The sequence below is a fragment of the Paenibacillus chondroitinus NBRC 15376 genome (assembly GCF_004000765.1).
Taxonomy (GTDB): Bacteria; Bacillota; Bacilli; order Paenibacillales; family NBRC-103111; genus Paenibacillus_E; species Paenibacillus_E chondroitinus.
In genome coordinates, this window is the sequence record NZ_BILW01000008.1 from 156,476 (window position 1) to 181,855 (window position 25,380).

General features: G+C 48.6%; 22 protein-coding genes, 1 tRNA gene and 2 riboswitches. Of the genes, 7 read left to right on the forward strand and 16 right to left on the reverse strand.

Features of this window, described 5'->3' with window-relative positions; all coding sequences use genetic code 11:
• Nucleotides 1–99: 99 nt before the first annotated feature.
• Nucleotides 100–1,926, reverse strand: a complete 1,827-nt coding sequence (locus tag PCH02S_RS12630; RefSeq protein ID WP_127453439.1) for an ABC transporter substrate-binding protein — start codon at nucleotides 1,924–1,926, stop codon at nucleotides 100–102.
• Between the two features lie 183 nt (nucleotides 1,927–2,109).
• Here PCH02S_RS12630 and PCH02S_RS12635 point away from each other — a divergent pair, with 183 nt between their 5' ends.
• The gene (locus PCH02S_RS12635) at nucleotides 2,110–3,378 is read left to right on the forward strand and encodes an MFS transporter (protein ID WP_127453441.1); all 1,269 of its coding nucleotides are present in this window, start codon (nucleotides 2,110–2,112) and stop codon (nucleotides 3,376–3,378) included.
• A gap of 60 nt (nucleotides 3,379–3,438) precedes the next feature.
• Here the strand turns inward: PCH02S_RS12635 and PCH02S_RS12640 are convergent, their stop codons facing one another.
• The 11 genes from PCH02S_RS12640 to PCH02S_RS12690 all read right to left on the reverse strand — a co-directional run bounded on the left by PCH02S_RS12640 (nucleotide 3,439) and on the right by PCH02S_RS12690 (nucleotide 13,554).
• Nucleotides 3,439–4,689 (reverse strand): serine hydroxymethyltransferase, encoded by a 1,251-nt coding sequence (locus PCH02S_RS12640; protein WP_127453443.1) that lies wholly within the window; start codon nucleotides 4,687–4,689, stop codon nucleotides 3,439–3,441.
• A 42-nt stretch (nucleotides 4,690–4,731) separates the two neighbouring features.
• On the reverse strand, nucleotides 4,732–5,337 hold the full coding sequence (locus tag PCH02S_RS12645; RefSeq protein WP_127453445.1) for a TIGR01440 family protein: 606 nt from the start codon (nucleotides 5,335–5,337) through the stop codon (nucleotides 4,732–4,734).
• An 11-nt stretch (nucleotides 5,338–5,348) separates the two neighbouring features.
• Nucleotides 5,349–5,807: a ribose 5-phosphate isomerase B gene (rpiB, locus tag PCH02S_RS12650; protein ID WP_127453447.1), complete on the reverse strand. Its 459-nt coding sequence runs from the start codon at nucleotides 5,805–5,807 to the stop codon at nucleotides 5,349–5,351.
• A 102-nt stretch (nucleotides 5,808–5,909) separates the two neighbouring features.
• Nucleotides 5,910–5,990: riboswitch (ZMP/ZTP riboswitch) on the reverse strand.
• 57 nt (nucleotides 5,991–6,047) lie between these two features.
• Complete coding sequence (locus tag PCH02S_RS12655; RefSeq protein ID WP_127453449.1) at nucleotides 6,048–6,650, reverse strand: low molecular weight protein arginine phosphatase; 603 nt, start codon at nucleotides 6,648–6,650, stop codon at nucleotides 6,048–6,050.
• A gap of 115 nt (nucleotides 6,651–6,765) precedes the next feature.
• Nucleotides 6,766–7,326: a manganese efflux pump MntP gene (locus PCH02S_RS12660; RefSeq protein WP_246069054.1), complete on the reverse strand. Its 561-nt coding sequence runs from the start codon at nucleotides 7,324–7,326 to the stop codon at nucleotides 6,766–6,768.
• Nucleotides 7,327–7,390: 64 nt separating this feature from the next.
• Nucleotides 7,391–8,458 carry an L-threonylcarbamoyladenylate synthase gene (locus PCH02S_RS12665; RefSeq protein WP_174806772.1) on the reverse strand — a complete coding sequence of 356 codons (1,068 nt, stop codon included), beginning with the start codon at nucleotides 8,456–8,458 and terminating at the stop codon, nucleotides 7,391–7,393.
• 34 nt (nucleotides 8,459–8,492) lie between these two features.
• The gene (gene spoIIR, locus PCH02S_RS12670; RefSeq protein ID WP_127453452.1) at nucleotides 8,493–9,242 is read right to left on the reverse strand and encodes a stage II sporulation protein R; all 750 of its coding nucleotides are present in this window, start codon (nucleotides 9,240–9,242) and stop codon (nucleotides 8,493–8,495) included.
• A 384-nt stretch (nucleotides 9,243–9,626) separates the two neighbouring features.
• On the reverse strand, nucleotides 9,627–10,514 hold the full coding sequence (gene prmC, locus PCH02S_RS12675) for a peptide chain release factor N(5)-glutamine methyltransferase (protein ID WP_127453454.1): 888 nt from the start codon (nucleotides 10,512–10,514) through the stop codon (nucleotides 9,627–9,629).
• Entirely contained in the window at nucleotides 10,514–11,590 is a 1,077-nt protein-coding gene (prfA, locus tag PCH02S_RS12680) for a peptide chain release factor 1 (protein WP_127453455.1), read from the reverse strand. The genes prmC and prfA overlap by 1 nt, the downstream gene beginning before the upstream one ends.
• Nucleotides 11,591–11,622: 32 nt before the next feature.
• Entirely contained in the window at nucleotides 11,623–12,723 is a 1,101-nt protein-coding gene (gene ychF / locus PCH02S_RS12685) for a redox-regulated ATPase YchF (protein WP_127453457.1), read from the reverse strand.
• Between the two features lie 78 nt (nucleotides 12,724–12,801).
• Nucleotides 12,802–13,554, reverse strand: a complete 753-nt coding sequence (locus PCH02S_RS12690; protein WP_127453459.1) for a PilZ domain-containing protein — start codon at nucleotides 13,552–13,554, stop codon at nucleotides 12,802–12,804.
• A gap of 81 nt (nucleotides 13,555–13,635) precedes the next feature.
• Nucleotides 13,636–13,723, reverse strand: a riboswitch (cyclic di-GMP riboswitch).
• Nucleotides 13,724–13,991: 268 nt separating this feature from the next.
• Here PCH02S_RS12690 and tadA point away from each other — a divergent pair.
• Both tadA and PCH02S_RS12700 read left to right on the forward strand, forming a co-directional pair.
• On the forward strand, nucleotides 13,992–14,459 hold the full coding sequence (tadA, locus tag PCH02S_RS12695) for a tRNA adenosine(34) deaminase TadA (RefSeq protein ID WP_407670067.1): 468 nt from the start codon (nucleotides 13,992–13,994) through the stop codon (nucleotides 14,457–14,459).
• A 393-nt stretch (nucleotides 14,460–14,852) separates the two neighbouring features.
• Nucleotides 14,853–14,926, forward strand: a tRNA-Arg gene (locus PCH02S_RS12700).
• Between the two features lie 653 nt (nucleotides 14,927–15,579).
• Here the strand turns inward: PCH02S_RS12700 and PCH02S_RS12705 are convergent.
• From PCH02S_RS12705 to PCH02S_RS12720, 4 genes are read right to left on the reverse strand one after another with little or no spacing between them, the layout of a single operon-like run.
• A complete protein-coding gene (locus PCH02S_RS12705) occupies nucleotides 15,580–17,943 on the reverse strand; it encodes a helix-turn-helix domain-containing protein (protein ID WP_246069055.1) in 2,364 nt (787 codons plus the stop codon).
• A 60-nt stretch (nucleotides 17,944–18,003) separates the two neighbouring features.
• Entirely contained in the window at nucleotides 18,004–19,530 is a 1,527-nt protein-coding gene (locus PCH02S_RS12710) for an extracellular solute-binding protein (protein WP_246069056.1), read from the reverse strand.
• A 34-nt stretch (nucleotides 19,531–19,564) separates the two neighbouring features.
• Nucleotides 19,565–20,467 (reverse strand): carbohydrate ABC transporter permease, encoded by a 903-nt coding sequence (locus PCH02S_RS12715; RefSeq protein ID WP_127453463.1) that lies wholly within the window; start codon nucleotides 20,465–20,467, stop codon nucleotides 19,565–19,567.
• A gap of 21 nt (nucleotides 20,468–20,488) precedes the next feature.
• Nucleotides 20,489–21,409, reverse strand: a complete 921-nt coding sequence (locus PCH02S_RS12720) for an ABC transporter permease (protein WP_281282262.1) — start codon at nucleotides 21,407–21,409, stop codon at nucleotides 20,489–20,491.
• Between the two features lie 249 nt (nucleotides 21,410–21,658).
• On the opposite strand from PCH02S_RS12720, the gene PCH02S_RS12725 reads away from it, so the two are divergent.
• The 4 genes from PCH02S_RS12725 (at nucleotide 21,659) to PCH02S_RS12740 (ending at nucleotide 25,218) form a co-directional block, all read left to right on the forward strand.
• Entirely contained in the window at nucleotides 21,659–22,867 is a 1,209-nt protein-coding gene (locus PCH02S_RS12725; protein WP_164819541.1) for an MFS transporter, read from the forward strand.
• Between the two features lie 132 nt (nucleotides 22,868–22,999).
• On the forward strand, nucleotides 23,000–23,539 hold the full coding sequence (locus PCH02S_RS12730; protein ID WP_246069057.1) for a sigma-70 family RNA polymerase sigma factor: 540 nt from the start codon (nucleotides 23,000–23,002) through the stop codon (nucleotides 23,537–23,539).
• Nucleotides 23,536–23,970, forward strand: a complete 435-nt coding sequence (locus PCH02S_RS12735) for an anti-sigma factor (protein ID WP_127453467.1) — start codon at nucleotides 23,536–23,538, stop codon at nucleotides 23,968–23,970. Before PCH02S_RS12730 ends, PCH02S_RS12735 begins: the two co-directional genes overlap by 4 nt.
• A 24-nt stretch (nucleotides 23,971–23,994) precedes the next feature.
• Nucleotides 23,995–25,218, forward strand: coding sequence for a hypothetical protein (locus tag PCH02S_RS12740; RefSeq protein ID WP_174806773.1), 1,224 nt, complete (start codon nucleotides 23,995–23,997; stop codon nucleotides 25,216–25,218).
• The last annotated feature ends 162 nt before the right edge of the window (nucleotides 25,219–25,380 follow it).

Consider the following 25,380-nt stretch of genomic DNA (forward strand, 5'->3'; position numbering starts at 1 on the left):
CCAACTTATCCTCCGAAAAACCAAACCTACCATGAATATCCTTATTTACGTAAAAAACCGCCTGAGATCATCTCCCAAGCGGCTTTGCATCTTATCTGTTTATTCTTCCACTGGCCCCGGGTGGTACCAAATGTTTTTGAAGTCAAACCATCCCAGCGTATTGAACGTTATGCCCTGTAAATGAGGGCTGTACACCAATTGCTGCGTCGTATGCAAAAGGAAGAGGACGGCGAAATTTTTCGATACTAAATCTTGCATACCCCGAATTCGTTCCAGGCGCGCCTGTCTGTCGGGCTCATTTTCGATAGCCGCAATAGTCTCATCAAAAACTCGCCGCTGCTCATCCGTCGCACAAACACGTACCGCTAAATTTCCTACTTTATACATCTCGATTAGGCAGCGTGCCTCATCATCATCCGCAACAACTCCGCCTATGATAACATCGGCCTCTAACAGCAGCGGCACCTTTGTCATTTGTTCAAACGTATACAGCTTCAGAATAACGGGAATACCCACTTCCTGGCAGCGAGCCTGAATCCATTCGGCTTGAGGCTGATTCTTGAGCGTAAATGTCATGGTAATGGGTTCGCCATTATAACCGCATTCTCTAAGCAGCTCCCTTGCCCGCTCCGGCTGGTGATCCATAGGTCCTTGCCCCGGCGAGTCCGTTGGCAGGAAATCGGCAGCTGGCCTTGCATGATAAAGGCCTAATTCCTTAATTAACCCACAGCGGTCCAGAATAAGCTGAATAGCCTGGCGGAATTCAAGGGCTTGCTGTGGCCCATTTTTGCGAAGATTAAACACAACCGTGCTAGACCCCAGCATCATCACTTCTTTTTTACACCAGTGTGCAGGGGCAGGCTGTTTATAATGGTTGAGTTTCCCCATTTGAAAGTTTAACTGCTGCCATCTTCGATCGCTGACGTTATCCGGAACATAGAGCAGCTCGATGCGATCTAGATGTGCGCCTTCCTTGTAGTACTCCTCGAAGGCTTCTAACGTCACACCACCCGCATCATGCCTCGTAATCCGGAAAGGACCCGTTCCAACAGGGAGCATGCTGGCATCCGCTACCTTAGTTGCACTGTAAACATCTGCAGGGACAATCGCTGCCTGATAGGAGCTAACATAATGCGGCAGCATATAATTCGGCGCAGCAAGTTCCATGCGAACCGTCAGCCTGTCGACGGCGCGAATATCCTTGACGGAATTCAACAGCCACCGATTCGGCGAATCCTCTGTGCCCAGTGAGCGCAGCCGGTTGAAGGAAAACACAACATCGTCCGCCGTCAGCTCCCGGCCATGATGGAATCTCACTCTTTTCCGCAAATAGAAAGTCCATACCGTCGCATTCGCATTGCATTCCCACTCATGAGCCAAGCCAGGCTCCAGGCTGCCGCAAAGCGGATTGAAATAGAGCAGCGTATCAAAGGCTTGCTTCACAAAATGCAGGTCCCGTGAGAACAGCACATCGACAGGATCAAGCGTCAGCACGCGAATCTGCATCGGCAGCCTCAGAGTTTCAGGATTTCCGGAATCGCAATTGCCTTTGTATCCGAAATAACTTCCGAGCCAGGCCAAGAACCGATCCATGACACTCCCGTCCAATCCTTCCATTTGAAACAAACTCATCGCATGGTTCAAGTTTCCCTGTTCAACATGGATCTTCGCTTCCGCCATCAGCACATCTTCCGCCGGAACCAGAAATCGAATCATCGAGCGGTGTCCACGGCCTCGTCCCGGCGTCCAGACGATCCAACCCATTTCGCTCATTTTGCGGATCAAAATTTTTACATTGCGCTCCGTACAATACAGGTAACCGGCAATTTCTTCTACGGAGACTGGCACGTCCATATACGTGTGGGGGATCTGTAAAACACGCGTTACTGATGTTTTCAACTGCGCATATTGTAAGGCAAGCTGCATGAAAGTCCCCTCCTTTACACGAATTACCAAAGAGTATAGTTGCGCCTTGCCATTTCGTCAACAGCCTGCAGGAGGGATAAAAGGTGAAAGTTTTCCAACACTCTGTACACTTTTTAACTCATGGTCATTTGTTATGATGGGGGAACACAGAAATTGACGACACTAGGAAACAGGTGATAGCGCATGACATTCTTTCAATTCCATCCTAATGTGCGACTGCGCATTGCTCTAAGCTTTCTGACCAACATTCTCAGCAATATGGTTATTCCATTCATGTCGATTTACTTTGCACGTACACTCGGCACAACCATCGCCGGCACAGCGACGACTATCTCCATTGCTGTTGCTCTAATTAGTGCCACGATCGGTGGTCATTACGCTGACCGGGTCGGCCGCAAAAAAATGATGCTAATCGGGGAAGGCGTCGCCCTTCTGGCTTATACGATTATGACCTTCGCTAATTCGCCAATCTGGCATTCCGCAGCACTCACGCTCATCATGACAGTGATCAGTACGGCCTCTTGGGGACTAAGCAAACCTGCTGTTGAGGCCATGCTGATTGATGTATCAGGACCTGATACCCGTAAAGCCATCTATCGGATAAATTATTGGTCCAATAACCTGGCCATTTCCGTTGCGGGGATGATCGGCGGTTTCTTCTTTAGCGACTATCTCTTTGAGCTTTTGTTCGTTGCTAGCGGAATGTCACTTGTTGCGCTGCTGGTGACCGCCTTTTTCATGGCAGAAACGATGCCTTCCGAGGTGACTAGCGTGGAGGAAGAGGCGCGCTCTTCTAAACGTATCTCGATGTATCACCGTTATAAAGAGGTGCTGAGTGACCGCAGATTCCTCATCTATCTAATCTCAAGTGTGCTCATCGTGTCCGTAGAAATGAATCTAAACGGATATATCGGCATCCGGCTCGCTCAAGATATTCATCACACCCCTTGGTTTCCCGGCATGTCCGCCACCATCGACGGCTTGCCTCTTGTCGGCGTTCTACGCACAGAGAATACACTCGCCGTCGTGCTGCTCTCCCTCTTTGTTGGGCGGTTGCTCAAGGGAAACTCCGACACCAGGATGATGTTGTTCGCCATGTTTCTGAACGTAGCCGGCTATACATATCTCGTATTCGGCAGTCAACCGATCATGCTTATGCTGCTAATGCTCGTTGCCACCATAGGTGAGCTGACCTATGTGCCTTTAAAACAATCGCTGCTTGTACAGCTTGTCCCCGACCACGCCCGCAGCTCCTATATGGCTCTCAGCAGCATGACGAATCGCGTTGCCATTATGCTTAGCGGACTGAACATGATCATCGGCGGTTTTCTGCCATCCGGGGCCATGGCGCTGTTTATTCTGCTGACTGGCGTCGCGGGAATCGGCTTGCTGGCGTCCATACTGCCGAGCCTGAAGGAATCAGAGCAGAAGGTGCGTCATGCGGCAGTATAAAAAAAAGGGCTGTACCAAGAGGTCTTAGACGACCTTCTGGTACAGCCCTTTCTATTTCGATTAGTAAGTTAAACCTGCGTACAACGGATATTGAGCCGTCAAATCTTTCACCATGCCGCGAGCTTTCTCAAGAACAGCCTCATCTTTCGGGCTTTTCAATGTCATTGCAATCACTTTCGCGATTGTTTGCATCGCTTCTACGCCCATACCGCGTGATGTTACAGCCGGCGTGCCTAAACGGATACCGCTTGTGATGAACGGGCTTGTTGGGTCGAAAGGAATCGCGTTTTTGTTCGCTGTGATACCGATCTCGTCAAGTACGTGCTCAGCATCTTTACCTGTGATGTTCAGGTTGCGCAGATCAACCAGCATCAAGTGGTTATCTGTACCGCCGGAAACAAGGTTGATGCCTTCAGCTGTCAATGCAGTCGCCAATGCTTGAGCGTTGTTGATGACGTTTTGACCGTAAGTTTTGAATTCCGGTTGCAGAGCTTCACCGAAGGAAACGGCTTTTGCAGCAATTGTGTGCATCAAAGGACCGCCTTGGGAACCAGGGAATACAGCTTTATCAATGGCAGCTGCCCAAGCTTTGCGCGTAAGAATCATACCGCCGCGAGGACCGCGAAGTGTTTTGTGCGTTGTAGTTGTAACGAAATGTGCATGCGGCACTGGGTTCGGGTGCAAGCCAGCAGCAACTAGACCGGCAATATGCGCCATGTCAACGAAGAACAATGCGCCTACATCGTTAGCGATGGATGCTAGTGCTTCGAAATCAATCGTGCGCGGGTAAGCACTTGCGCCAGCAACTAACATGCGAGGCTTATGTTTGAAAGCCGCTTTACGAACATCGTCGTAGTCGATGCGGAAGTCTTTTTCACTTACACCGTAAGCCACGAAGTTGTAAAGAATACCGGAAGCATTAACAGGGCTGCCGTGTGTTAAGTGACCACCGTGTGCCAGGTTCATACCCAGAACAGTGTCGCCAGGGTTTAAAGCTGCCAAGTAAACAGCCATATTCGCTTGTGCACCAGAGTGCGGTTGAACGTTCGCATGTTCAGCTCCGAAAAGCTCTTTCGCGCGGTCGCGAGCGATATCTTCTACGATGTCTACGTATTCGCAGCCGCCATAGTACCTTTTGCCCGGGTAACCTTCTGCGTATTTGTTAGTCAGTACTGTACCCATCGCTTCAAGCACAGCTTGGCTGACGATGTTCTCAGAAGCGATAAGCTCAATTTTGTCGCGTTGACGACCAAGTTCTAGGTTCATAGCTTCTACGATTTTTGGATCTTGTTTACTTAGAAAGTTTGTCATATGGAATTCCTCCTAAAAGATAATTTATATCTATAAGTTAACCTAGCAATCCGCATCTGGCGCGGCTTGCTGATAGAGCTGCTCGGCAGCCTCAGGTGTGTAGACAGCTCTTGTTCCGCCAATCAATTTAGGCCGTGTGAAAGCCATGGTCACATAGGCATGACCCATATTCCGCACGGGCGGCCGTGCTGGCACAGCAACCCGCCGCAAATGCATCCCGATCAGCGTACTGCCAATATCGATCCCGGCATGCGCTTGAATCGTCTCGACGACTACGGGCTTAGCGAAGTGGCGGTACGCGTAGGAGGCCATTGAACCGCCGGCTTTTGGCACGGGAATCACCGATACAGGCTCAAGCTGAGGGGAAATCGCGAAGAGATCTTCCTCGATGACAAGCGCGCGGTTCAAATGTTCGCAGCACTGAAAAGCCAAGTGCAAACCGAACTCGCGGCTAATGCGCTGCGCCGTTTCAAAAATCGGCCGAGCTGCATCCAGCGTCCCCGACGTCCCAATCCGATGACCGAGAATCTCACTCGTGCTTGTACCAATGACCAGAATATGCCCTGGCCGTAGATTGCCCACCTTTACCAACTCGCGAAGATTTGTTTCCAAATCCTCTGCAATCGTGTGAAGTATGGAATTTGTCATGGTGGCCACCCTTAAGGATGAATCGCGAAGCGATCTTCGATGTTTTGCACTTTGTTAATGCGGTTCTGGTGACGAACGCCTTGGGAAAACTCTGTTTCCAGCCAAATTTTCACGATTTCCTCGGCAACACCCGGTCCGATGACACGCTCGCCTAAAGCAAGTACATTCGTATCATTGTGCTCCCGTGTGGCTTTAGCTGAAAATAGATCGTGAACCAGCGCGCAACGGATGCCTGGAACCTTATTCGCGGCAATCGACATCCCGATGCCTGTTCCACAGATCAGAATTCCTTTGTCTGCTTCCCCGGAAACCACATCTTCGCAAACCTTGAGTGCATAATCCGGATAATCGACGGAATCTGCACAGCTGCATCCATAATCTATGACCTGATGGCCCAAGGATTCAATAAAAGGAATAATAACATCTTTCAAACGATAGCCTGCATGATCCGCACCTAACGCAATTTTCATGGATAGAACGCTCCTTTGCTTGTTCGAATTCGACCCTTCTATTATATCCCAAAGTCCACCAGAAAACGAAAAAAAGAGCGGACACGCTGAAATAGCGCGTTGCTCTTTTGCCCAGGCGACCGGCCGTATAGCTCAATGCTCCATTGTGGTTACTCCCACTCGTCGCCAGTTACATTGAGTCTTGCTTGATAAATCCATCTTATCGCATTATGCACGAGGTGTAAAGATGTCTTTCGCAAATCATTTCCCAGACTGCGAATCCTCTTTCCGCTCGCGCAGCTTTTTAACCAATTTATCTAAACTCCCGCTGATTTCATTCGCTGTCTGCCGGTAAACCTCTAATGGGCCACCGAACGGGTCAGAAATATCGTAATCCGGAATGGCATCTTCCAACAGATAAATCCGATTTCGTTCTTCAACGGTTACTGTTTGTGAAAGAGCCTGCTTAAGCTGAAGCTCCGTGACCAGCCTCTCTCTCTCCTCAATCGCTTGAAGGATACGCTGATCGTCCTCTACATATTCTTTGAGTGTAAAAATCTTATCAATTGCGCCCGGATACCGCTGGATAACCGAACGTTTATGTCCCATCGTCATCGTCAAAATGAGATCCGCCCAATTCACCTCAGACTCCTGAATCGCTAGGGAACGAATGGGTTCTTTGAACCCTGCCTCCTGCAGCAGTGTTGCACTATTTCGGGAGATCGGAGCGCCGGTCATCGCGGATACGCCAGCTGAACGAACTTCTGCCGCAAGTCCTTCTTGGTGCACTCTGATACGCAGCAAACCTTCGGCTAATGGACTGCGGCACGTATTTCCTGTACAGACAAATAGAATTCGCAACATGAGATCCTCCTTAGAGTTTTGCGTAGCAAAACTTTCTTCGTAAGCATGGGCTGAGTTTTGCGTCAGCGAAACTTTCTTCATAAACATAGCCAGATCCTGCTCCGCCTCTATTGTATCATAGCAAAAACTTGATCCCAAACGCGAGCAGAATTAGCCCGCCAAACGCTTCTCCATATTCGCCAACCCAGCCGTTCACCCGTCTGCCAACCAATAAACCAGCTACAGATAGCAGCGCGCCGAACAAGCCAAATACAAGCACGGTTAACAAGATATCCGTAGCAAACATACCTAAGGATACACCTACTGAGAACGAATCTATGCTTACACTAAGCGCAAAAATCGTCAGTCCCCATAAAGATCTATGATCAAAAGAGGTTGCTTCCTCTCCACGGATCGAACTATAAACCATATGGGAGCCTAAAAGAATGAGCAAACATCCGCCCGCAGCAGTAGCCACATTGCCAAGCAGAAGCGAGACATATTGTCCCATAAATATGCCCATTAACGGCATTATGATATGAAAAATACCGATCACCATGCTTATTTTAAAAATATCCAATAAGCGAATCCCCTTCATGCCGATACCGATTCCTAAGGAAAAAGCATCCAAACCCAAGGCTATCGCCATGATGAATATGGTGATGAGCTGCCCAAATTCAACGCCAGTTACGAGCATAAGTGCTGTCCCCCTTGTCCGCTTTCTTAATCAAGATATGCGGACATACTGGGAATCATGCTAGCTAAACACGTACAAGCCGGTGACCGGCTGCCTTGCGCAGACGGTTCATAATGGCCTGACCAATCCCCGTTTCCGGGCAGCCTTCTGCAGCAATATACTGAATCCCTTGCTGATCAAATCGCCTTAATGCGGCGTACAGCTCCTGAGCAATCTTTTCGGGCTCCGCTAACGAGCCGCAGGCAATGACCAAATCAGCTTCAAACAGAGAAGCCCTTTCCTCAAAAGTAAGGATTCCCGTCGACTCCCCTCGCTCCTTAGCGGCATGGATGTCGCGCTGAATCCAATCGGCCACTGCCTCAGCATTGTCTCCGTATACAATATGCATGTATCCCTTCGGCGCATAATGTGTGTACTTCATTCCCGGAGCACGAGGCGTTTCTGAAACCTGCACATCTTCCCGCTCAGGCTCATGAATTCGAATAGCCGACAGGGCGGACTGCAGCTGCTCTGCCGTAACGCCGCCTGGACGCAAAATATACAGCTCGCCATCAACAAGCTGAATCACCGTCGACTCAACACCGACCCCCGTGCCGCCGCCATCCACAATACCACCGATTCGGCCGTCCAAATCTTCTCGCACATGTGACGCCAGTGTTGGACTCGGTCTGCCGGAACTATTGGCGCTAGGGGCTGCGATAGGAAGCGCTGCTTTCCGAAGCAGCTCCAGAGCCACAGGATGATCCGGTATACGAATGCCTACCGTCGTAAGGCCGGCAGTCACCAACGGCGAAATGCCGCCTGTTTTCACAGGCAGCACGATCGTAAGAGGCCCAGGCCAGAAAGCCTCCATAAGCGTATGATGGTCAGGCGTGACACTATCAGGTTCAATGAGATCTGAGAGCTGCCCCGCATCCGCAATGTGGACGATCAATGGATTATCCGACGGCCGTCCTTTGGCTGAGAAAATACGTTCTACCGCTGAGGTATTCGTAGCATCAGCACCAAGTCCGTATACCGTTTCCGTAGGGAAAGCTACGGTGTCCCCGTCCCGCAAAAGCACTGCGGCATCTGATAATTCTTCACCCCTGCTAGCTACCGTATCCGGGTCTACTTTCCAGTACTTTGTCACGATCTATCATCCTTACTTCCAAAATGAATTCAAGTTAACTAAACCATGAAACGATTTTTTTAGTCATTTCCCAGAAGAAAAACTTCACTTTAGGCTGCGCGTCTTCAGTCGCATCAGCAAGGACAGGCTGCGCTTGCGCTTCCATACTTGCTTTCTGCTTAACCATTGGCTGGGCTGCTTTACTGTCTTTTGCTGCAGGCGCAGGTGTAGTCGAAGTTTTCATTTTGTCTTGGCCTTCTGTTTTCGCTACAACAGCGGCGGTTGCCACCGCTTCTCCTGAAACAGAATCTACAAAACAAAGCGGTGGAAACAACACGCACCACCAATTCTGGCCTTCCCCGCTGCCAATCGTGACACGGAGCGCCTCATAGTCACCCGCAGGGTAAACTTCATTCCCATACATTTTCGTAGGAAAAGGGACTTTGCCAAGTTCAACCGTATGTGTGTAGCTGTAGCCACGGGCTTCAATCATTTGTCCGACAAGTTCATCGAACTCCGGTAAATGAGCCAATACTACCGCTCTTGCTTCATCCAAGGAATGCGGGCCAACAACCCAACCCTGCATACGCTCAATAATCGCATCGCGAATTTCGCGTTTCAGTGCTTGATCCTGCGCCGAATCCGAGTTTGCTAGAATACGCAGGCGAATAGATTCTTCCGGTATGGTAGGCGAAATAACCGCCGCATTCGTACGATTGGATTCCCAACTAGTTATCATAACAATAAGTGCAAAAGCCACAAATAATAAGTGCTTGAATGAATGACGATCCGTTCTTTTTACCATGAGGAAAAGCCCCTTTCCCTTCGCTTCTACTAGCCAGTATAGGCAAAAAGAGGAGAGGCTAAACCTAGCAATCTATTTAAATTTGGTAGATTTGATAGAGTTGGGATTCCGTTACCTGCCAATTAACAAAATCCCTGTCAGGTCCTATCTTTAGCGGAACCAGAGAACGCTATTTTGGGAAAAACGGGCTGTTTTCTCTCTGAACGGAACTACAGGGTCTTATTTAACCCCCATGGAGCGTCAATCGAGCGAAACTGGCAAAATAGCGGACTGTAGTTCCTGTACCAGGTGGAAAATGCAATTTTAAAGGAGAATAGCGGACCATTGTTCCCTTCTCCATTATCAAGATTAACGCCGGAGCTGGATACCAGGCACAACGAAACCCTACTGTTCCCGCGGCCGGATCGCGATCACGTGGCGATCAATCCCTTGAAGATCCGGCACGAACCGGATCTCCTCCCAATCCGCGGCGGCGCGCAGCATCGCCGCCACTGCCTCCGCCTGCCCGATGCCGACCTCGAACCCGACCATGGTCGGGATTCGCGGCAGCAGCGGCAGCTGCGCAACCATCCGGCGGTACAGGTCGAGTCCCTCGACACCGCCGAACAAAGCCGTGTGCGGCTCGAACAGCCGCACCTCCGGCATCAGCGCCGGGAGCTCGCCATCAGGGATATACGGTGGGTTGGACACCAGTATATCCGGAGCGATCCGGCGCTGGATATAAGGCTCGAGGAGGTCGCCCTCGAGCCACTCCACCCGCGCAACCACGCCGTGGCGCTGCGCGTTGGACCGGGCCATCTCCAGCGCTGCCGCGGAGATGTCGCTGGCCGCCACGCGCCAGTCCGGGCGCGCGTGAGCCACCGTCACCGGGATGATGCCGCTCCCGGTGCCCACATCCGCAAGGAGCGGAGCGCCTTGCGGGAACAGACGCGAGCCCTCGCGGAGCAAAGCCTCCACGAGCAGCTCCGTCTCCGGCCGCGGAATCAGCACGGCCGGGCTAACGGCAAACGTAAGGCCGTAGAAATCCTGCTCGCCGATTACATACTGTACCGGCTCACCCGCGGCCTTCCTCTCCACTAGCTGGCGCCAAGCGCCCTCCAGCTCGGCAGGAAACTGTTCCTGGAAGCGGAACAGCAGCTCAGTTCGACTGCAGCCCAATAAATGCTGCAGCAAAAGCTCCACACAGGAAGCCGCCTCCGCTACGCCCAGCTTCCCTAAAAAAGAAGAAGCCTCTACATAGGCTTCTCTAATCGTCTTCGAGGCAGTCAGCATCACATTGCCTGCTCCCCATTATCCAAAGCATCCGACTGCGCGGCAATGGTTAGCGCCGACACGATTTCTCCCATGTCACCGTTAAGCACTGTATCTAGTCGGTGAAGCGTCAAACCAATCCGGTGATCCGTAATCCGGCTTTGCGGGAAGTTATACGTGCGAATTCGCTCCGAACGGTCACCTGTACCGACTTTGCTTTTACGCTCGCCTGAGTATTTGGCTTCCTCTTCCTCACGAATCTTATCGGAAATTCGTGCACGCAGTACGCGAAGCGCTTGCTCCTTATTGGAGTTTTGCGATTTGCCGTCCTGACATGTTGCCACAATGCCCGTAGGCACGTGAGTCACGCGAACCGCTGATTTTGTCGTATTAACGGACTGGCCGCCCGCTCCGCTGGAACAGAATGTATCTACGCGAATATCCGCGTCATTAATAACGATCTCAACTTCTTCCGCTTCAGGCATGACAACAACCGTCGAAGTGGATGTATGAATACGTCCACCTGATTCTGTTACTGGAATACGCTGCACACGGTGCGCCCCGCTCTCAAACTTCAGCTTACTAAAAGCGCCTTTTCCTGTGATCATGAAAATAATCTCTTTGAATCCGCCCAAATCATTCACGGAAGCATCGAGAATCTCCGTTCTCCATCCTTGCGCGTCCGCATAGCGGGTATACATACGATAAAGATCGCCTGCGAATAACGCAGCTTCATCGCCGCCTGCCGCTCCACGAATTTCAACGATGACGTTCTTGTCGTCATTCGGGTCTTTTGGCATCATGAGGATTCTGAGTTGTTCTTCCAGCTTAGCCGATTGCTCGCTAAGCTCTTCGATCTCCATTTTCACCATTTCACGCATTTCATCATCCAGCTTCTCGTTCTGCATCGCTTTAGCGTCTGCCAGCTGCTCACTCACGCTCTTATATTCATTATAAGCATCGTAGGCTTCCTGAAGATCGGATTGTTCCTTCGAATACTCTCTAAGCTTCTTCGTGTCACTCGTCACATCCGGGTCACACAGCAGCTCACTTAATTTATCATAGCGGTCCACAATGGACTGAAGTCGATCCAACATAACGGATCACTCCTTTCTTTATTTTTTATTCCTTAAACATTAAATCGGAAATGCATAACGTCGCCGTCATTCACTACGTACTCTTTACCTTCCAGACGCACTTGCCCTTTTTCCTTCGCGCCGTTCATGGAACCCGCCGTTACCAAATCCGTATAAGACACAACCTCGGCGCGAATAAATCCACGCTCGAAATCAGTATGAATTACGCCAGCCGCTTGAGGAGCTTTCGTTCCTTTGCGGATCGTCCAAGCTCTTACTTCCTGCACCCCAGCTGTAAAATACGTATACAAGCCAAGTTTGCGATAAGCTGCTTTAATCAATCTATTCAAGCCGGACTCTTGAAGTCCCAACTCTTCGAGGAACATTGCTTTTTCTTCATCTTCGAGCTCAGCAATCTCGGATTCCACCTTCGCGCTGATCGAAACAACTTCGTTGTTTTCTTTCGCCGCGTATTCCTGAACGATTTTAACAAATGGATTCTCATCCGCCGTTGATACTTCGTCTTCGCTCACATTGGCCGCATAAAGAACCGGCTTCATGGTCAACAAGTGAAGGTCGCGAACAAGCAGCTTCTCATCGTCGCTCAAATCGATGCTACGCGCTGGCAGATCGTTATAAAGAGCTTCCTTGATGCGTTCCAAACACTCAACCTCGGCAACAACTTTCTTGTCGCCGCCTTTCAGGTTTTTGCGGGAGCGCTCGATTTTTTTCTCAACCGACTCAATGTCAGCCAAAATCAATTCAAGATTAATCGTCTCGATATCGCCAATCGGATCTACTTTACCGGAGACGTGCGTAATATTATCATCCTCAAAACAACGGACAACATGCACAATGGCATCCACTTCACGAATGTGCGCCAAAAATTTATTTCCAAGCCCTTCACCTTTGCTCGCGCCCTTCACCAAACCCGCAATATCAACGAATTCGAAGGCTGTCGGAACAATGCTCTTAGGGACAATCATCTCTACCAGCTTGTGCAATCTCTCGTCCGGTACTTCAACTACCCCAACATTCGGATCTATCGTACAGAACGGATAGTTTGCAGATTCTGCCCCCGCCTGTGTAATTGCATTAAACAATGTCGATTTTCCTACGTTCGGTAGACCGACGATACCTGCTTTCAAAGCCATCGTAGTTACAACTCCTTAATTTTCGAAAATCATCCTTCTTATTATATAGTACTTGGAACGCAAAAAAAAGCCTGTAGGCTACTGATTAGCCGCAGACTTTTTTTCCAGTGCTTTTTTTGTTTCATTTTCCTGCTTCTGAATGTAGTACGTTTCAATCTGATTTTTTAAAATAAATCCGCGCAACGCGTTCGTTTTCTCATCCGGGATGCTGACAAAACTAGCACCGTAATAGTAGCCGTCATTTGTTTTTTCTTGCCGAACAATTTCCATTGTACAAGGCACCAAAAAGCCCAAAATTAACTCCACTTCCAGTTGAGAGTTCTTTTGAATAACTTTTTCAAGCATAGCATTTTCACTGATCGTAAATCCTAAACCATTAATAGATAGATTTTTGATAGAGAATCGAATTGGTGTATCAAAATGATGTTTAAGCCTCTTGTTTCTATCCTGGAGCGCGAAAAGAAGCCCTTCATTCTTCACATCTACGCGAGGGAATTCCCGCTTTTCCGTGAACTTCCTGCGGTTTTCAGGGGGATTCAGAACAATCAACGAACCCTGCTCCTTGGCCACAACCACCGTATCCATAACAAACAGCCCTGATTTCGTATATACCGTCATTTTACACTTATCTCCCAGCGCAAAAACATGATACTCCGGCAGTTCCACTTCAATGATGTCACCTAGTGCATAGGTCAACACGCCAGTGGCTACGAAATCTTCCTTGCTCAGCATCGCCTTGCTGTCAATCATTACATCAGCGTCGTACCCTTCTTTGCTGCCGTAGAACTTAGCAGATTTTTGTTTGCTGTTGCTAACCACTTTGTTGATCACCCCTCCCCGCGTTCCATATAAAAAATAGACTGCCCCTGCTTTGGGGACAGCCTATTACCTCAACCTGAAAAAGCATCGATTTTCGGTAACCAGGCTGTCGTAGTTCCATAGGAACCGTAGACCCTCGGCTTTGCGTCCTTACCTTTCGGCAAGTTTGCCATTATCGAACCTTGCAAATGATTTGTCATGCTTTGTCGTACAATATCGCGCTATATGGTCTAAAAGACCTACGTTATCTCTCATTATACGGATGGATTTCCCTATTATCAACTAATTCTCTTGCATACATCTGGTATTTGTTGTATGAATGTTAGAAGAATTAAATATCCACAACTTTTCGAGTTATACACATTGTTATCCACAGGTTGTTAACAACGAATGCTTGTTCGATCCTTGTTCACATGTGGATAAGATTATTTTTAGTGAGGTGTCCCCCTGTGGATGAATATAGTGAACATATCCCCTGGATGAAGGCGGCCATAGAGGAAGCGCGTAAAGCCGAAGCCATTCGAGAGGTGCCGATTGGTGCCGTTGTTGTCTATCAAGGGGAAATTATCGGCCGCGGCTACAATCTTCGTGAAACGACGCTGGATCCGCTTGCTCACGCTGAGATGATTGCTATTAAGCAGGCCAGTGAGCATTTGCAAGCGTGGCGTTTGCTTGACTGCAAGCTCTACGTTACGCTAGAGCCTTGCCCGATGTGTGCAGGCGCGATTGTTCAAGCGCGCGTTCCGCAGGTGATCTATGGCACAACTGATCCCAAGGCCGGCTGCGCGGGAACGTTAATGAACTTGCTGCAGGAAGACCGGTTCAATCACCGGGTCGATGTGGTCAGCGGCGTGCTGCAAGAGGAGTGCGCGACGATGCTGACGCAGTTTTTCCGTAAGCTGCGCGGGAAGGAATAGCGCGTTGGCCCTGGCTTTGGCTTTGGACTTTGGATTTGGACTTTGCCGTTGGGGGTGGCCGCTAGGCTGAGTATGAGTTAGCTTCGCTAGCGGTCGCCTCGCATTGATATGCGAAAGGGAACTATGATCCCCTATTCGCCGGATCTTAATTAATTCGCCGAGGAAGAGGGAACTGTGATCCGCTATTTTAGTACTTTTAGCCGAAATCTTGGCTAATTAGGCGAAATAGAGCCCTGTAGTTCCGTCTGAACCTTGGAAGTATACGGTTTTACTCAAATAGAGCCCTGTAGTTCCCCATCGCACGATGCAGTTAGCGAATTTCAACTACAAGTTAAATCTTGCCACTCAAAGGTTGCGCCATATAAGGCTTCGTGCTATCATAATCTTTGCCATGCGCCCGTAGCTCAGCAGGATAGAGCAACAGTTTCCTAAACTGTAGGCCGGATGTTCGAATCATCTCGGGCGCGTATATAACATAACGCCAGTTAACGGTATAAGCCGTTAGCTGGCGTTTTTTTTCAATCCACAGGACAGCCCGCTGCATGAACGACACCAGCCAAACAAAAAAAACGCTAGCATAAACACAATTACTTTCTTTTTTCATAAAAACTTTCTCCCCCACCCAAATAAGCTGGTTGATTGCCACTTGTAACATTTCTAATATTTCTAGAAAATTCCTGCAAAAATTCAATTTTTTCTACCTATCCACATGTTAATAGACTTCCTGCCGGCTGAGAAAAAAAATCAGCGTTATCAACATCAGTACAAGTAAGAGGTTTGTAGAACGTTATTAACAACGAAAAGAGGGAGGGTTATCCCCAATTTGGTAGGTAGGGGCACCAAACAGTAGTACACAGGAAAAAGCATGCGCTGTGTTGTACTTATTGCAACAAAAAGACGGAGGCTCGGCCTAAATTCGCAGTTTCGTTGTACTTTGTGCAACACTTCCGACGAGAGGGAGGAACGGTATTAACCCCATACAGGCCAAAATGAGTGTAGATCATGCAATGAAGATGACGATTCCGGGGTAAAACCGCCTTCAGTATTGTATAAAATGCAACATAGGGCGGCATCTCAGCAAAAAAAAGAGCCCACCGCATCAAAAAGCGGCAGGCTCTCCCTACTTCACCCGGTCCCGATACTGTCCCGGCGTCATATTTTCATATTTTCGAAAAAGACGTATAAAATACGATGGCTGATACCCGATCTGCTCCGCAATCTCGTTGACCTTTAAATCAGACTCGACCAGCAGTTTCTTGGCTTTATCCATCCGCAGGGTGATCAAATAGTCGATGAAATTCACGCCATTGATTTGCTTGAATGCTTTACTTAGCGCATAGGTCGTTGTATTAAAAGCATCCGCACATTCCTCTAGGGAGATGTCGCTGTTCATAAAACGCTCCTGAATCCGATCGGTAACGCGCTCCACCAGGCGCTTCATATGGATGTCCTGGTATTCATTCAGCCCTTCAATATAAGGTGAGATCACCTTCGTCTGGAAAAAGCGGACCATCTGCTCAGGCTCCCGAAGCTGGTTCAACTGTTCGTACAAGTTGTAGCCCTCGAAGAAATGATGCGGATTAAAGCCTGACTCCAGCATAGTATGCAGCATACTGCCTAGAACCTGCATGGCTCCTTCCTGGAGGATCTTCTCTTTGCTCGACTGGCGCACAAGCTCATGAACGAAGCTCTCGATCAAGCTCAGCGACTGCTCGCTTTGCCCCATTCGAATGGCTTGCATCAGCTCCTTCTCCAAGGCAAATGGATAATGCACATCGTCGTTGGTGCTCGGCAGCATCTCTTCCAAATCAAGCACTTGATGATCAGCTTTCAAATCCCGATAGCGGATAGAGCTGCGCAAAAATACTAAAAGCTGCGGCAGATCCTGCACGTTCGCGGTTAAACGGCCCATGCAGACGGTGGTCTGCATTTTAAGAAGGGAGCTAATGGTTTGCGCCAAATCATTCGCTAACAGATACAGCTCATCCTTGGCCTGCTGTTTCGTCCGATCCATGGGGTAAGAGAGCAGAATACCTACGGTCATATCCTGGAAGTTCATAATCTCCGCATTTGGGGTTTGCGTGTTTACGATCTCCTGCGCGATATTCGCTGCCGCGAAGGTTGCCAGTTGTTCCTCATTTTCCAGAAACCGGCCATCTTCTTTGGTTAATCCGCTAATCTTCACCAGCAGCAGAACGAACCACTGGGACTCCGTCTGCCAGTCGAAGCTCTCCATCCGCCCTCTTAGTTCTGTCTCGCTTAGGGAGTAAAAGTGTCCTTGGACCAACTGCAGGAGGAACGCCGACCTTAGGGCAGGATAGGCCTTATCGAGCTTGGACTCCAGCACCCTGCTCTCCTGGCTTAAATGCCGCCACTCCTGTTCAATGAAGGCAAGTTCATCCCCTTGGCTCTCCTGTGTGGGCTTATAATCCTTAATCACATTCACGAGCCGCATAATCGGTTGATATATTCGCTTGGAAGCCACCCACGATAGCAGCACAGCCAAGAGAAGCCCTATTCCCCCTATACTGAGCATACTTCTAGACATAAACTCCACAGGAGCCGTCAATTGCGATAAGGAGGTTGCCGTTACGAACTTCCACAATGTTCCGGAACGGGAGAACTGGCCGAAAGCAACGGAGTAGGACTGCCCGTTCCGGTCCAGGATGTAAGAGCCTATTTCTTCCGACCGTCCGATGACGCTTTCCCTGACCGCAGCTTCTAATTGGGCATGTTCTTCATTTCCATTGCTTGGAGAGACGATTATATGTCCATCCTTGCTCATAAGAAACGCGGCGCCATTGGGGTCTGTGGCCATTTCTTCAACCATCTCTACCAACTTATCGCGATTCAAATACAGAATAAGGGCCCCATACGGCTCTCCTACACTTGGCAGCTTCTCGATTAGCGCAATGGAAGTGGACTCAGGCTTCCCATTTCCCTTAGGCAAGGACTCCCACCAGAACACCCCTCGCTCTTGCTTCATTAAGGTGTGGAAAATATCCCGCTCCAGCTCATTACGAATCGGAACAATACCCTCGCTATCCGAAATAATGACGGGATCTTCTCGGTCCAAATATAGCTGCGCCTGGTCAATTAAAGGGTACGCTCCCTTCATTAGACCCAGGAAACGATATAGATTCTGCGTTGTGTTATATTCATCCTTGAGATTCATATCCGCAATTCTGGCATCCATCCTGCTATCCAGAGACCACTGCGTAGCAGCCAGCTCGAGCTGAGCCAGGTTATCATTCATACGATCCATCGTTTTCTTCAGCAGAGTATCATGGTTGCGCATAATCTCTTTCTCAATATGAGCGCGTCCCGTAATATACGAAGTGTACCCGATGATGGCTGTAGGCAAGCTGGTAATGCACAACACCAAGATCAAGCTTCTGCGATAAAAATTCCCCCTGCCGGAACGTTGTGTCCACCAATACCAGCTCTGCCTCCATCGACTCCACATCATCTGTCCCTCTCTCATCCAATGCCGAAATCCCCCGCGACTGCCACATTTTTTTGGCGTCGGGGGGGCGGTATTTATTTATTTCGCGCTATTGCGTTTTTGATAAGCAGCGTTCATTTCTTCTGTGATTTTGACCATATCCGGATCGGTCTTCAACTTAGCTACATAGCTGTCCCATGCGCTGAGCGATTCTTTCCCCATAATGACCTTCGTCTTCATGTCTTGAATTTTCTTTCTTAGCTCCGTACCGACCTTTTGGTTCGTATCGGAATTTAGACCTAACGAAGGGTCGCCCGTACTGATTTTCACTTTTTCATCAATGATTTTCCTGTTGCGTTCCAAGTAATCGTTCGGCATACCTGTGCGGTAAGCACGCAGATACTTGTCATATTTCAAGAAAATTTGACCTAGCGCTTGTTGAGCTACAATATCTTTCTTTGCTTGCTCTGTCGGTGTCTTGATGCCGTCTTTCTCTGTGTAGTGGACATCTTTCAGACCAAAGCTTGCCAGATCATAACCTTCTTGCGTAGCGCCGTAATCCATGAATTTCAACAGTTGCTTCACTTTCGCTTCTGGCACAGATTTAGGAATCGCGTACATACCGAAGAATCCGCTGTCTTTGTTTGAGTAGCCATTTAACGAAACTAGTGGGATAAAGTCTGCTTTCGGGTTCGTTTTACGCAGTTCTTCCGTCGGTTCCCATGCAGCTTCAGCTGTATCCTGGAAGCCGCCGCCACGGTTTGCTTTCAGCAAATCTTTGGCCTGTGTATTTTTGAGAACAGCGATGTCCTCAGGAATTAACTTCTCCTGGTAGGCACGATTCATCCAAGTAAGTGCGTCCTTCACTTCAGGCAGCAGGTTTACGTTGACCAATTTGCCGTCAACAAGCTTCCAATCGCCATTGACTTTTGTGAAGCTATTCTGTAATTGACCCATGTAAGACATACCATTTTGGTCGACAAAGCCAACGTAACCAATGGTGTCATTTTTCCCGTTGCCATCTGGATCTTTCTCAACAAAAGCTTTCAGTACCGTGTAGAGCTCGTCCGTCGTTTTCGGAATTTCTAAATGTAACGTGTCCAGCCAATCCTTACGCAGGTAAGGGAATCCACCGCCATCCGTAGGACGGGCACGCGGGATACCGTACGTTTTACCGTCAGCTTGCTTGGTATTTTCCCATGATTCCTTCGGATATTCCATCAAGTTCGGATAGTCCTTCAGCATCGGTGTAAGTTCCCAGAATGCGCCTTGAGCAACCATGCCGCGTACTTGCGCACTGAATGGATCATCCAGCAAGATCAGATCAGGAATATCGCCTGAAGCTAATGTTACGTTGATTTTATCGCCATAGTTGTTTGGTGAAACCCAAGTGATTTTGAGCTTTGTGTTCGTTTTCTTTTCGATTTCTTTGACAATAACATTGTCCGGTCCTGGAGGCTCCGGCGTGTAATACATTGTCATAATGCTAATCTCAGTCGGCTTGCCGGACGCTGCTTGTCCCGCACTGGCAGCCGGTGCGCTCTCTTTGCTTCCACATGCAGCTAGCACAGAGGAAACGAGAAGGGTGGATGCTACTACGCTTATTGCTTTCTTGTTCATAACCATTATTGTACAACCTCCCCAAATGTTCATCAATTATCTATTCTTTAACCGAACCTACCATTGCACCTTTGGCAAAGTGTTTTTGCAGGAACGGGTACACCAACAAAATCGGGATGGTCGCAATCACAACTGCCGCCATCTTGAGCGTTTCCGGAGGAATCCGCTGCTCGGACATCATTTCAGCTGCGGCGCCGCCGCCTGCTGCCGTTGATGCGTCAATCAACATATTTTGGAGCAAAACTTGAAGCGGCTGCTTCGTGAAATCATTGATATAGAGAAGTGCTGTGAAGAAGGTATTCCAGTATGCCACCGCGTAAAACAGCCCGAATGCAGCAAGCGAAGGCAGCGACAGCGGCAAAATAATACGATACCAGACGCTGATATCATTACAGCCATCGATGCGCGCCGATTCCTCCAGACTAGCCGGAATGCTGTCGAAGAAACCTTTCATCAGCAGCACATACCAGCCGCTTGTTAGAACCGGCAGGATGAGCGACCACGTGCTGTTAATCATGTGCAGGTCTCTCACCAACAAATAAGGGGGAATGATCCCCGGATTAAACAGGGTCGTTAACAGAATGAGCAGCATGATGAACTTGCGGCCCTGAAGCCTTTTACGCGAAATCGCATAAGAAAGGCAGGATGTTACCAGCAAGCTAAGCGCTGTCCCAACTACAGCTAGGAATACGCTGTTTCCTATAGCATGTAGAAAGGCATCGGTCGACATCAGGTATTTGTAAGAAGCCAAGCTCCATTTAGCAGGAAGCAATTTGAATTCACTGGAAATGTAGCTGGACGGATCACTAAACGAAACAACAAACACGTAATAAAGCGGAAAGAAAGTGATAATTCCTAGTATCCCTAGCAGGATGGCGTTTACCGCGTTAAAGACGCGATCGCCTTTGGAAGCAATATTGGTAGATACATGTTCGGCTGACATCAAGGATTCCTCCTTCCCTTTCTAGTAAACGCCGTCTTCGCCAAATTTCTTTGCCAATTTATTAGCTCCAATGACCAGCAGCAAGCCGACAACTGATTTGAACAATCCAACTGCGGTACTGTAACTGAATTGACCTTGTTTCACACCAAGCCTGTACACATACGTATCGAATACGTCCGCAACCTCGGATACCGCCCCATTCATCATCAAGAAAACCTGCTCGAAGCCGACATCCATGATATGGCCGATCCGCAGAATGAGAAGAATGATAATAACGGAACGAATACCTGGCAGGGTGATGTGCCACATTTGGCGGAACCGGCCGGCGCCGTCCATCTTGCCCGCTTCATATAATTGAGGATCAATGCTCGCCATCGACGCAAGGAAGATGATCGTACCCCATCCGGCATCTTTCCAGATGGACTGCGCCGTCAGCATGCCCCAGAAATAGTTTTTATTCGTTAAGAAGTCGATTTTACCAAAGCCCAGGGCAACCAGCATTTGATTGATAGCCCCATCTCCTGTCGAGAACAGCAGGAAGGTGATCCCTACGATAATGACCCACGATAAAAAGTGAGGTAAATAGACAATCGATTGAATGATTTTCTTATAAACCATATGGCGCACTTCATTCAGCATTAGGGATAATAGAATTGGCAGCGGAAAGAAGAGCACTAAGGATAAGACGTTAATTGCCAGCGTATTTCGAAAGAGTGTGAAGAAATCCGGATTGGAGAAGAACCTTTGAAAGTGCTCCAGTCCCACCCACGGGCTCCCCGACATGCCTTGATAAGGTGAATAGTTTTGAAAGGATATGACGATTCCCCACATAGGCACATATTTGAAAATAAGGAAGTAGAGCAGCCCTGGAAGCGCTAACACATATAAAAATTTGTCCCGAGCGATGCCTGACCAGACTTGTTTCAATCGACTCGCGCCCACTTGTATTCCTCCATTCTCGTTGTAATGATTTCAGCAGGCAGCTACTTGCCAGCGACAAGATTCAATGTACAGGGTGCTCTCATTTCCTACAATCATCCATTTTTGTGCCCTTGATATAGCAGGAAATCTAGGTTTTCTACGCAATTTCCACCCGTTGCTTTATTTTGCAAACAACCAATCATAGCCTTGCCCTAGTCGATGTTCTATAATAAAACAGTAATTAGATCAGGTCTGAAAGGAGCTATCCCCGTGACGATTAACAAAATCCCAAGCTCTTATCGCATTCCATTGTTTTGCGCAGTCACCCTGTTGTTCTGGATGTCCATGTATACGAGCGTTCCCATCATGGCCCCTTATGTGGAATTCCTTGGCGGGAATCACCAACTGGCGGGATGGATCGTTGGCATGTATGGGATTTCCCAAATGCTGCTGCGCATACCGGTAGGCATCATGTCGGATCGCTTTCATAAACGAAAGCTTTTTATTACGTTTGGGCTGTTTTTTACAGCCATTGGGGGACTTGGACTTTGGATTACCCACGATTTCACTTGGATTCTAATTCTCCGAGCGCTAGCGGGGGCGGCCGCGGCAACGTGGGTCGACTTCACAGTCTTATTTACGAGCTACTATAAGCATGAAGAGTCGACGAAAGCGATCGGAACGATCTCTTTTTTCAACTCCTTAGGGCAAGTGCTCGGTATTCTTTCCGCGGGATGGGCAGCAGATTCGCTGGGCTGGGAGGCTGCTTTTATTCTAGGAGCGCTGCTGGGGGTGCTCGGGTTCATTGGTTCTTTCTTTTTGATCGAAAAAATAGAGCCTGATGCGCCTAAGATCACAATGCGTGCCATCGGAAATGTGGCGGCAGACCGTACGCTTCTCTTCGTGTCTTTACTGGCTATTTTGTCGCAGGTGCTCATCTTCGCCACCGTTTTCGGGTTCACGCCCGTTTATGCCACTTCACTTGGCGCCGATAAATTCTCTTTATCGCTCCTTTCTTTATTCGCCAATGTGCCGGTTGCGCTAGCTTCTTTATTTGGTGGGCGAAAATGGGCAGCTAAATATGGTGAGAAGCGAATGGTTGTTTGGGGATTCGTCCTCATGGGGATTTTTACATTTACCATCCCTTTTACGCATCATTTATGGGTGCTTATGGTTACCCAGGCTTTCGCCGGCTTTGGTCGAGGGCTTTCCTTCACCCTATTGATGGGAATGAGCATTAAACATATGCCTGCGGAGAAGCGGGCAACGGCAATGGGATTTTTCCAAGCGATCTATGGATTAGGTATGTTCGTTGGCCCTGTGCTGATGGGTGTTATCGGCGATTGGTTCTCCTTGAATCAGGGCTTTATCGTCCTTGGTATCCTTGGTGTATTCAGTGCCCTTCTATCTCAATGGTTCGTAAGAGTCACGCCTAAGATTCCAGCCGTCCAGTCAAGCGGATCTACCGCGGCGCTTTAACCGATAATAAGCGAATCTACTCGATTCGCTCTTTTTTTTTGAGTGAAGTGCAGGGTTATCCTGGTCGCCTTCGTCTATTTATGCGGAGAGGAGGAGAAGCACATTCAGGAACAAGAGCTTGTAACACGCATATTGAATGGTGATGAGGCGGCGTTCCGAGAGCTTGTTGCGACTTATCGTCAATACTTGTTCCAAACGATCTACGCCATTGTACGCCATACGAAAGATGCCGAAGATTTATCGCAGGACGTCTGGTCCCGAATTTATTTCTCCCTCCCTCAGTACCAGATGAAAGGACTCAAAACGTGGATGACCCGCATAGCGGTGAATCGGGCCATTGACTTTAAACGGTCGGCTAGCAGGCGAAGAGAAGAAATGACGTCAGAGATGGAAATTCCGATGCAAGCGGTCCAAACCGCAGGAACCTCATCTTTCTCTTCAAATGGCGTGGAACATGAAGTGTTGATGAAGGAGACCACAGAGCTGATCCGTCAGAAGCTCCACCAAATGCCCGCCAATTACCATGAAGTACTAACGGCCTATTATATTCAACATCAGTCTTATCAAGATATAGCGAATGCCCACGGGGTAACAGTGAAAACGATCGAGTCGAAGCTGTACAGGGCCAAGCAGTGGCTCCGTAACAACTGGAAGGAGGAGGATTTCATGTGAAACACTACGATGAACATGCTTGGGGGCTATATATCAATCAGCAGCTGCCACCCCATGAAATCAGCGAAATGGAGCATCACTTATACCGATGCGACGAATGTTTGGATCGGTATATGATCTGTATGGAGCAAATGACCATAATACTGCCCGTATTGGAAACGGATGAACGAACATTCGTAGATGCTGTGCTTGCACGAACGTTGGGAACCAAGCGCTCCTGGTACCACTCCACGATACTGCATTACGGAATTGCCGCGGCTGCTACACTCATTTTAGTCGCTACGGGCTTTTTCCACGGATTATCACAGGAATTGGGGCCTCGAGGCGCACTTCAGCCCGCTCCTCCTCTAGAAATGAAAATGGATCAACCGATATCGGACCGATTGCTAAATAAAACATTAACCTGGCTGGATACACTGCAAAATAAATAAGCCACAAGGAGGTCTATACACTTCATGCCTAACAAAAGCAGCATCGTCGCTTTCCTGTTGTCCTTCATCCCTGGAGCGGGTCATCTCTATATGAATCGAGTCGTGCGTGCAATTTTATATGGAGTAGGATTCTTTGGCCCCATATTTCTCATGTTCGTTGGTGCAGCGTTCTTTCACATGCGTGATGATGATATTCTCATTCCGCTTTTCCTGTTCGCATTATTCGTTGCTGTCATCAATATGATTGATATGATCGTCTACCTGCTGCGCTACCAACCCTATCCCGGTCCACAATACGGGCCGCAATATGGACCGCATGGATCACCCTACGGAACTGAACCGCCTTATGACCACGCGCCAGCATGGGAGCCTAATCCTTACGCTGTTCACGCTGCCTCGCAGCAAGAAAGAACGAGAGTTATGCTGCTTTCCTTCATCCCCGGGCTGGGTCATTTCCAGTTGGGTCTCATGCAGCGTGGTTTAACCGCTATGGTTTCCTTCTTCGGGGTTGCTGTTCTCGTCTTTTTCATCACAATGATGACCAATAACGATAGCTTCGTTGCTTTTCTGCTAGCTATGCCTGTCTTGTGGTTTTACACCATGTTCGATGCATTGAAGCAGCAAGAGCGTAAGCAAGATGGCCTGCCGCTTATTGATCGCAGCCTTTTTGATGACTTTCACTTCGGCGATGATTCTGGGCGCAAGAACCGAACATTGGCAACGATTATCGCTATTTTTCCAGGTGCAGCTCACTTGTATCTCTCCATGAATAAACGGGGCATTCAACTGATGGCGATCTTCTTGTTCTCCATTTATGTGCTGGATGTGCTGCGCTTGTCCCTTTTCTTCTTTTTGATTCCGATTCTATGGTTCTTCAGCTTCTTCGATGGCTTACAAAGTATCTCCAAGTATGAGAACGGTACACTGGTAGATAAACCTATCGTTGAGAACTGGTCAGCGTATCACCGCTCCATTGGCTTCGTACTTATTCTTCTTGGAGGCTATTATGTATTCAAAGAAGTCATTGTCCAGTTCCTGTATCAGGTATTCCCCCATACGAACTATATGTATTGGCTGAACAACTTCGGTCAAACGTTAATCGTAGCTGTGATTCTGATCGGCGGCGGCATTAAATTATTGCTGTATCGAAAAACGCGACCTGTTCATTCTAAAGAGCAGCATACGAACTCAGACTCAGATCATTCGCAGGTTTACTTAGAAATAAACGAAAAAAAGAACCCTTTTTAAGGGGTTCTTTTTTTGTCGGTGTTTTTTGATTTCTTTTAAACTTGTTACACGTAAACCTTTAGGAAAATCTGCTTATAAAACACGGTAAGTGTCTTTGGCACATCCCCTCCAGCCTGATTATAACAGGTATGAAAGTCCTCTATGCAACGGTTTTTGTTTCGC

Bases quoted from the DNA above. Each gene is read 5' to 3' on its own strand.
- PCH02S_RS12710 (WP_246069056.1), bottom strand. From the start codon at position 19,530: ATGGTTATGAACAAGAAAGCAATAAGCGTAGTAGCATCCACCCTTCTC.
- PCH02S_RS12715 (WP_127453463.1), bottom strand. From the start codon at position 20,467: ATGTCAGCCGAACATGTATCTACCAATATTGCTTCCAAAGGCGATCGC.
- PCH02S_RS12645 (WP_127453445.1), bottom strand. From the start codon at position 5,337: ATGACAAATTCCATACTTCACACGATTGCAGAGGATTTGGAAACAAAT.
- PCH02S_RS12740 (WP_174806773.1), top strand. From the start codon at position 23,995: ATGCCTAACAAAAGCAGCATCGTCGCTTTCCTGTTGTCCTTCATCCCT.
- prmC (WP_127453454.1), bottom strand. From the start codon at position 10,514: ATGCTGACTGCCTCGAAGACGATTAGAGAAGCCTATGTAGAGGCTTCT.
- rpiB (WP_127453447.1), bottom strand. From the start codon at position 5,807: ATGAAAATTGCGTTAGGTGCGGATCATGCAGGCTATCGTTTGAAAGAT.
- spoIIR (WP_127453452.1), bottom strand. From the start codon at position 9,242: ATGGTAAAAAGAACGGATCGTCATTCATTCAAGCACTTATTATTTGTG.
- PCH02S_RS12640 (WP_127453443.1), bottom strand. From the start codon at position 4,689: ATGACAAACTTTCTAAGTAAACAAGATCCAAAAATCGTAGAAGCTATG.
- PCH02S_RS12660 (WP_246069054.1), bottom strand. From the start codon at position 7,326: ATGCTCGTAACTGGCGTTGAATTTGGGCAGCTCATCACCATATTCATC.
- PCH02S_RS12705 (WP_246069055.1), bottom strand. From the start codon at position 17,943: ATGAGAGAGGGACAGATGATGTGGAGTCGATGGAGGCAGAGCTGGTAT.
- PCH02S_RS12630 (WP_127453439.1), bottom strand. From the start codon at position 1,926: ATGCAGCTTGCCTTACAATATGCGCAGTTGAAAACATCAGTAACGCGT.
- prfA (WP_127453455.1), bottom strand. From the start codon at position 11,590: ATGTTGGATCGACTTCAGTCCATTGTGGACCGCTATGATAAATTAAGT.
- PCH02S_RS12635 (WP_127453441.1), top strand. From the start codon at position 2,110: ATGACATTCTTTCAATTCCATCCTAATGTGCGACTGCGCATTGCTCTA.
- ychF (WP_127453457.1), bottom strand. From the start codon at position 12,723: ATGGCTTTGAAAGCAGGTATCGTCGGTCTACCGAACGTAGGAAAATCG.
- PCH02S_RS12655 (WP_127453449.1), bottom strand. From the start codon at position 6,650: ATGTTGCGAATTCTATTTGTCTGTACAGGAAATACGTGCCGCAGTCCA.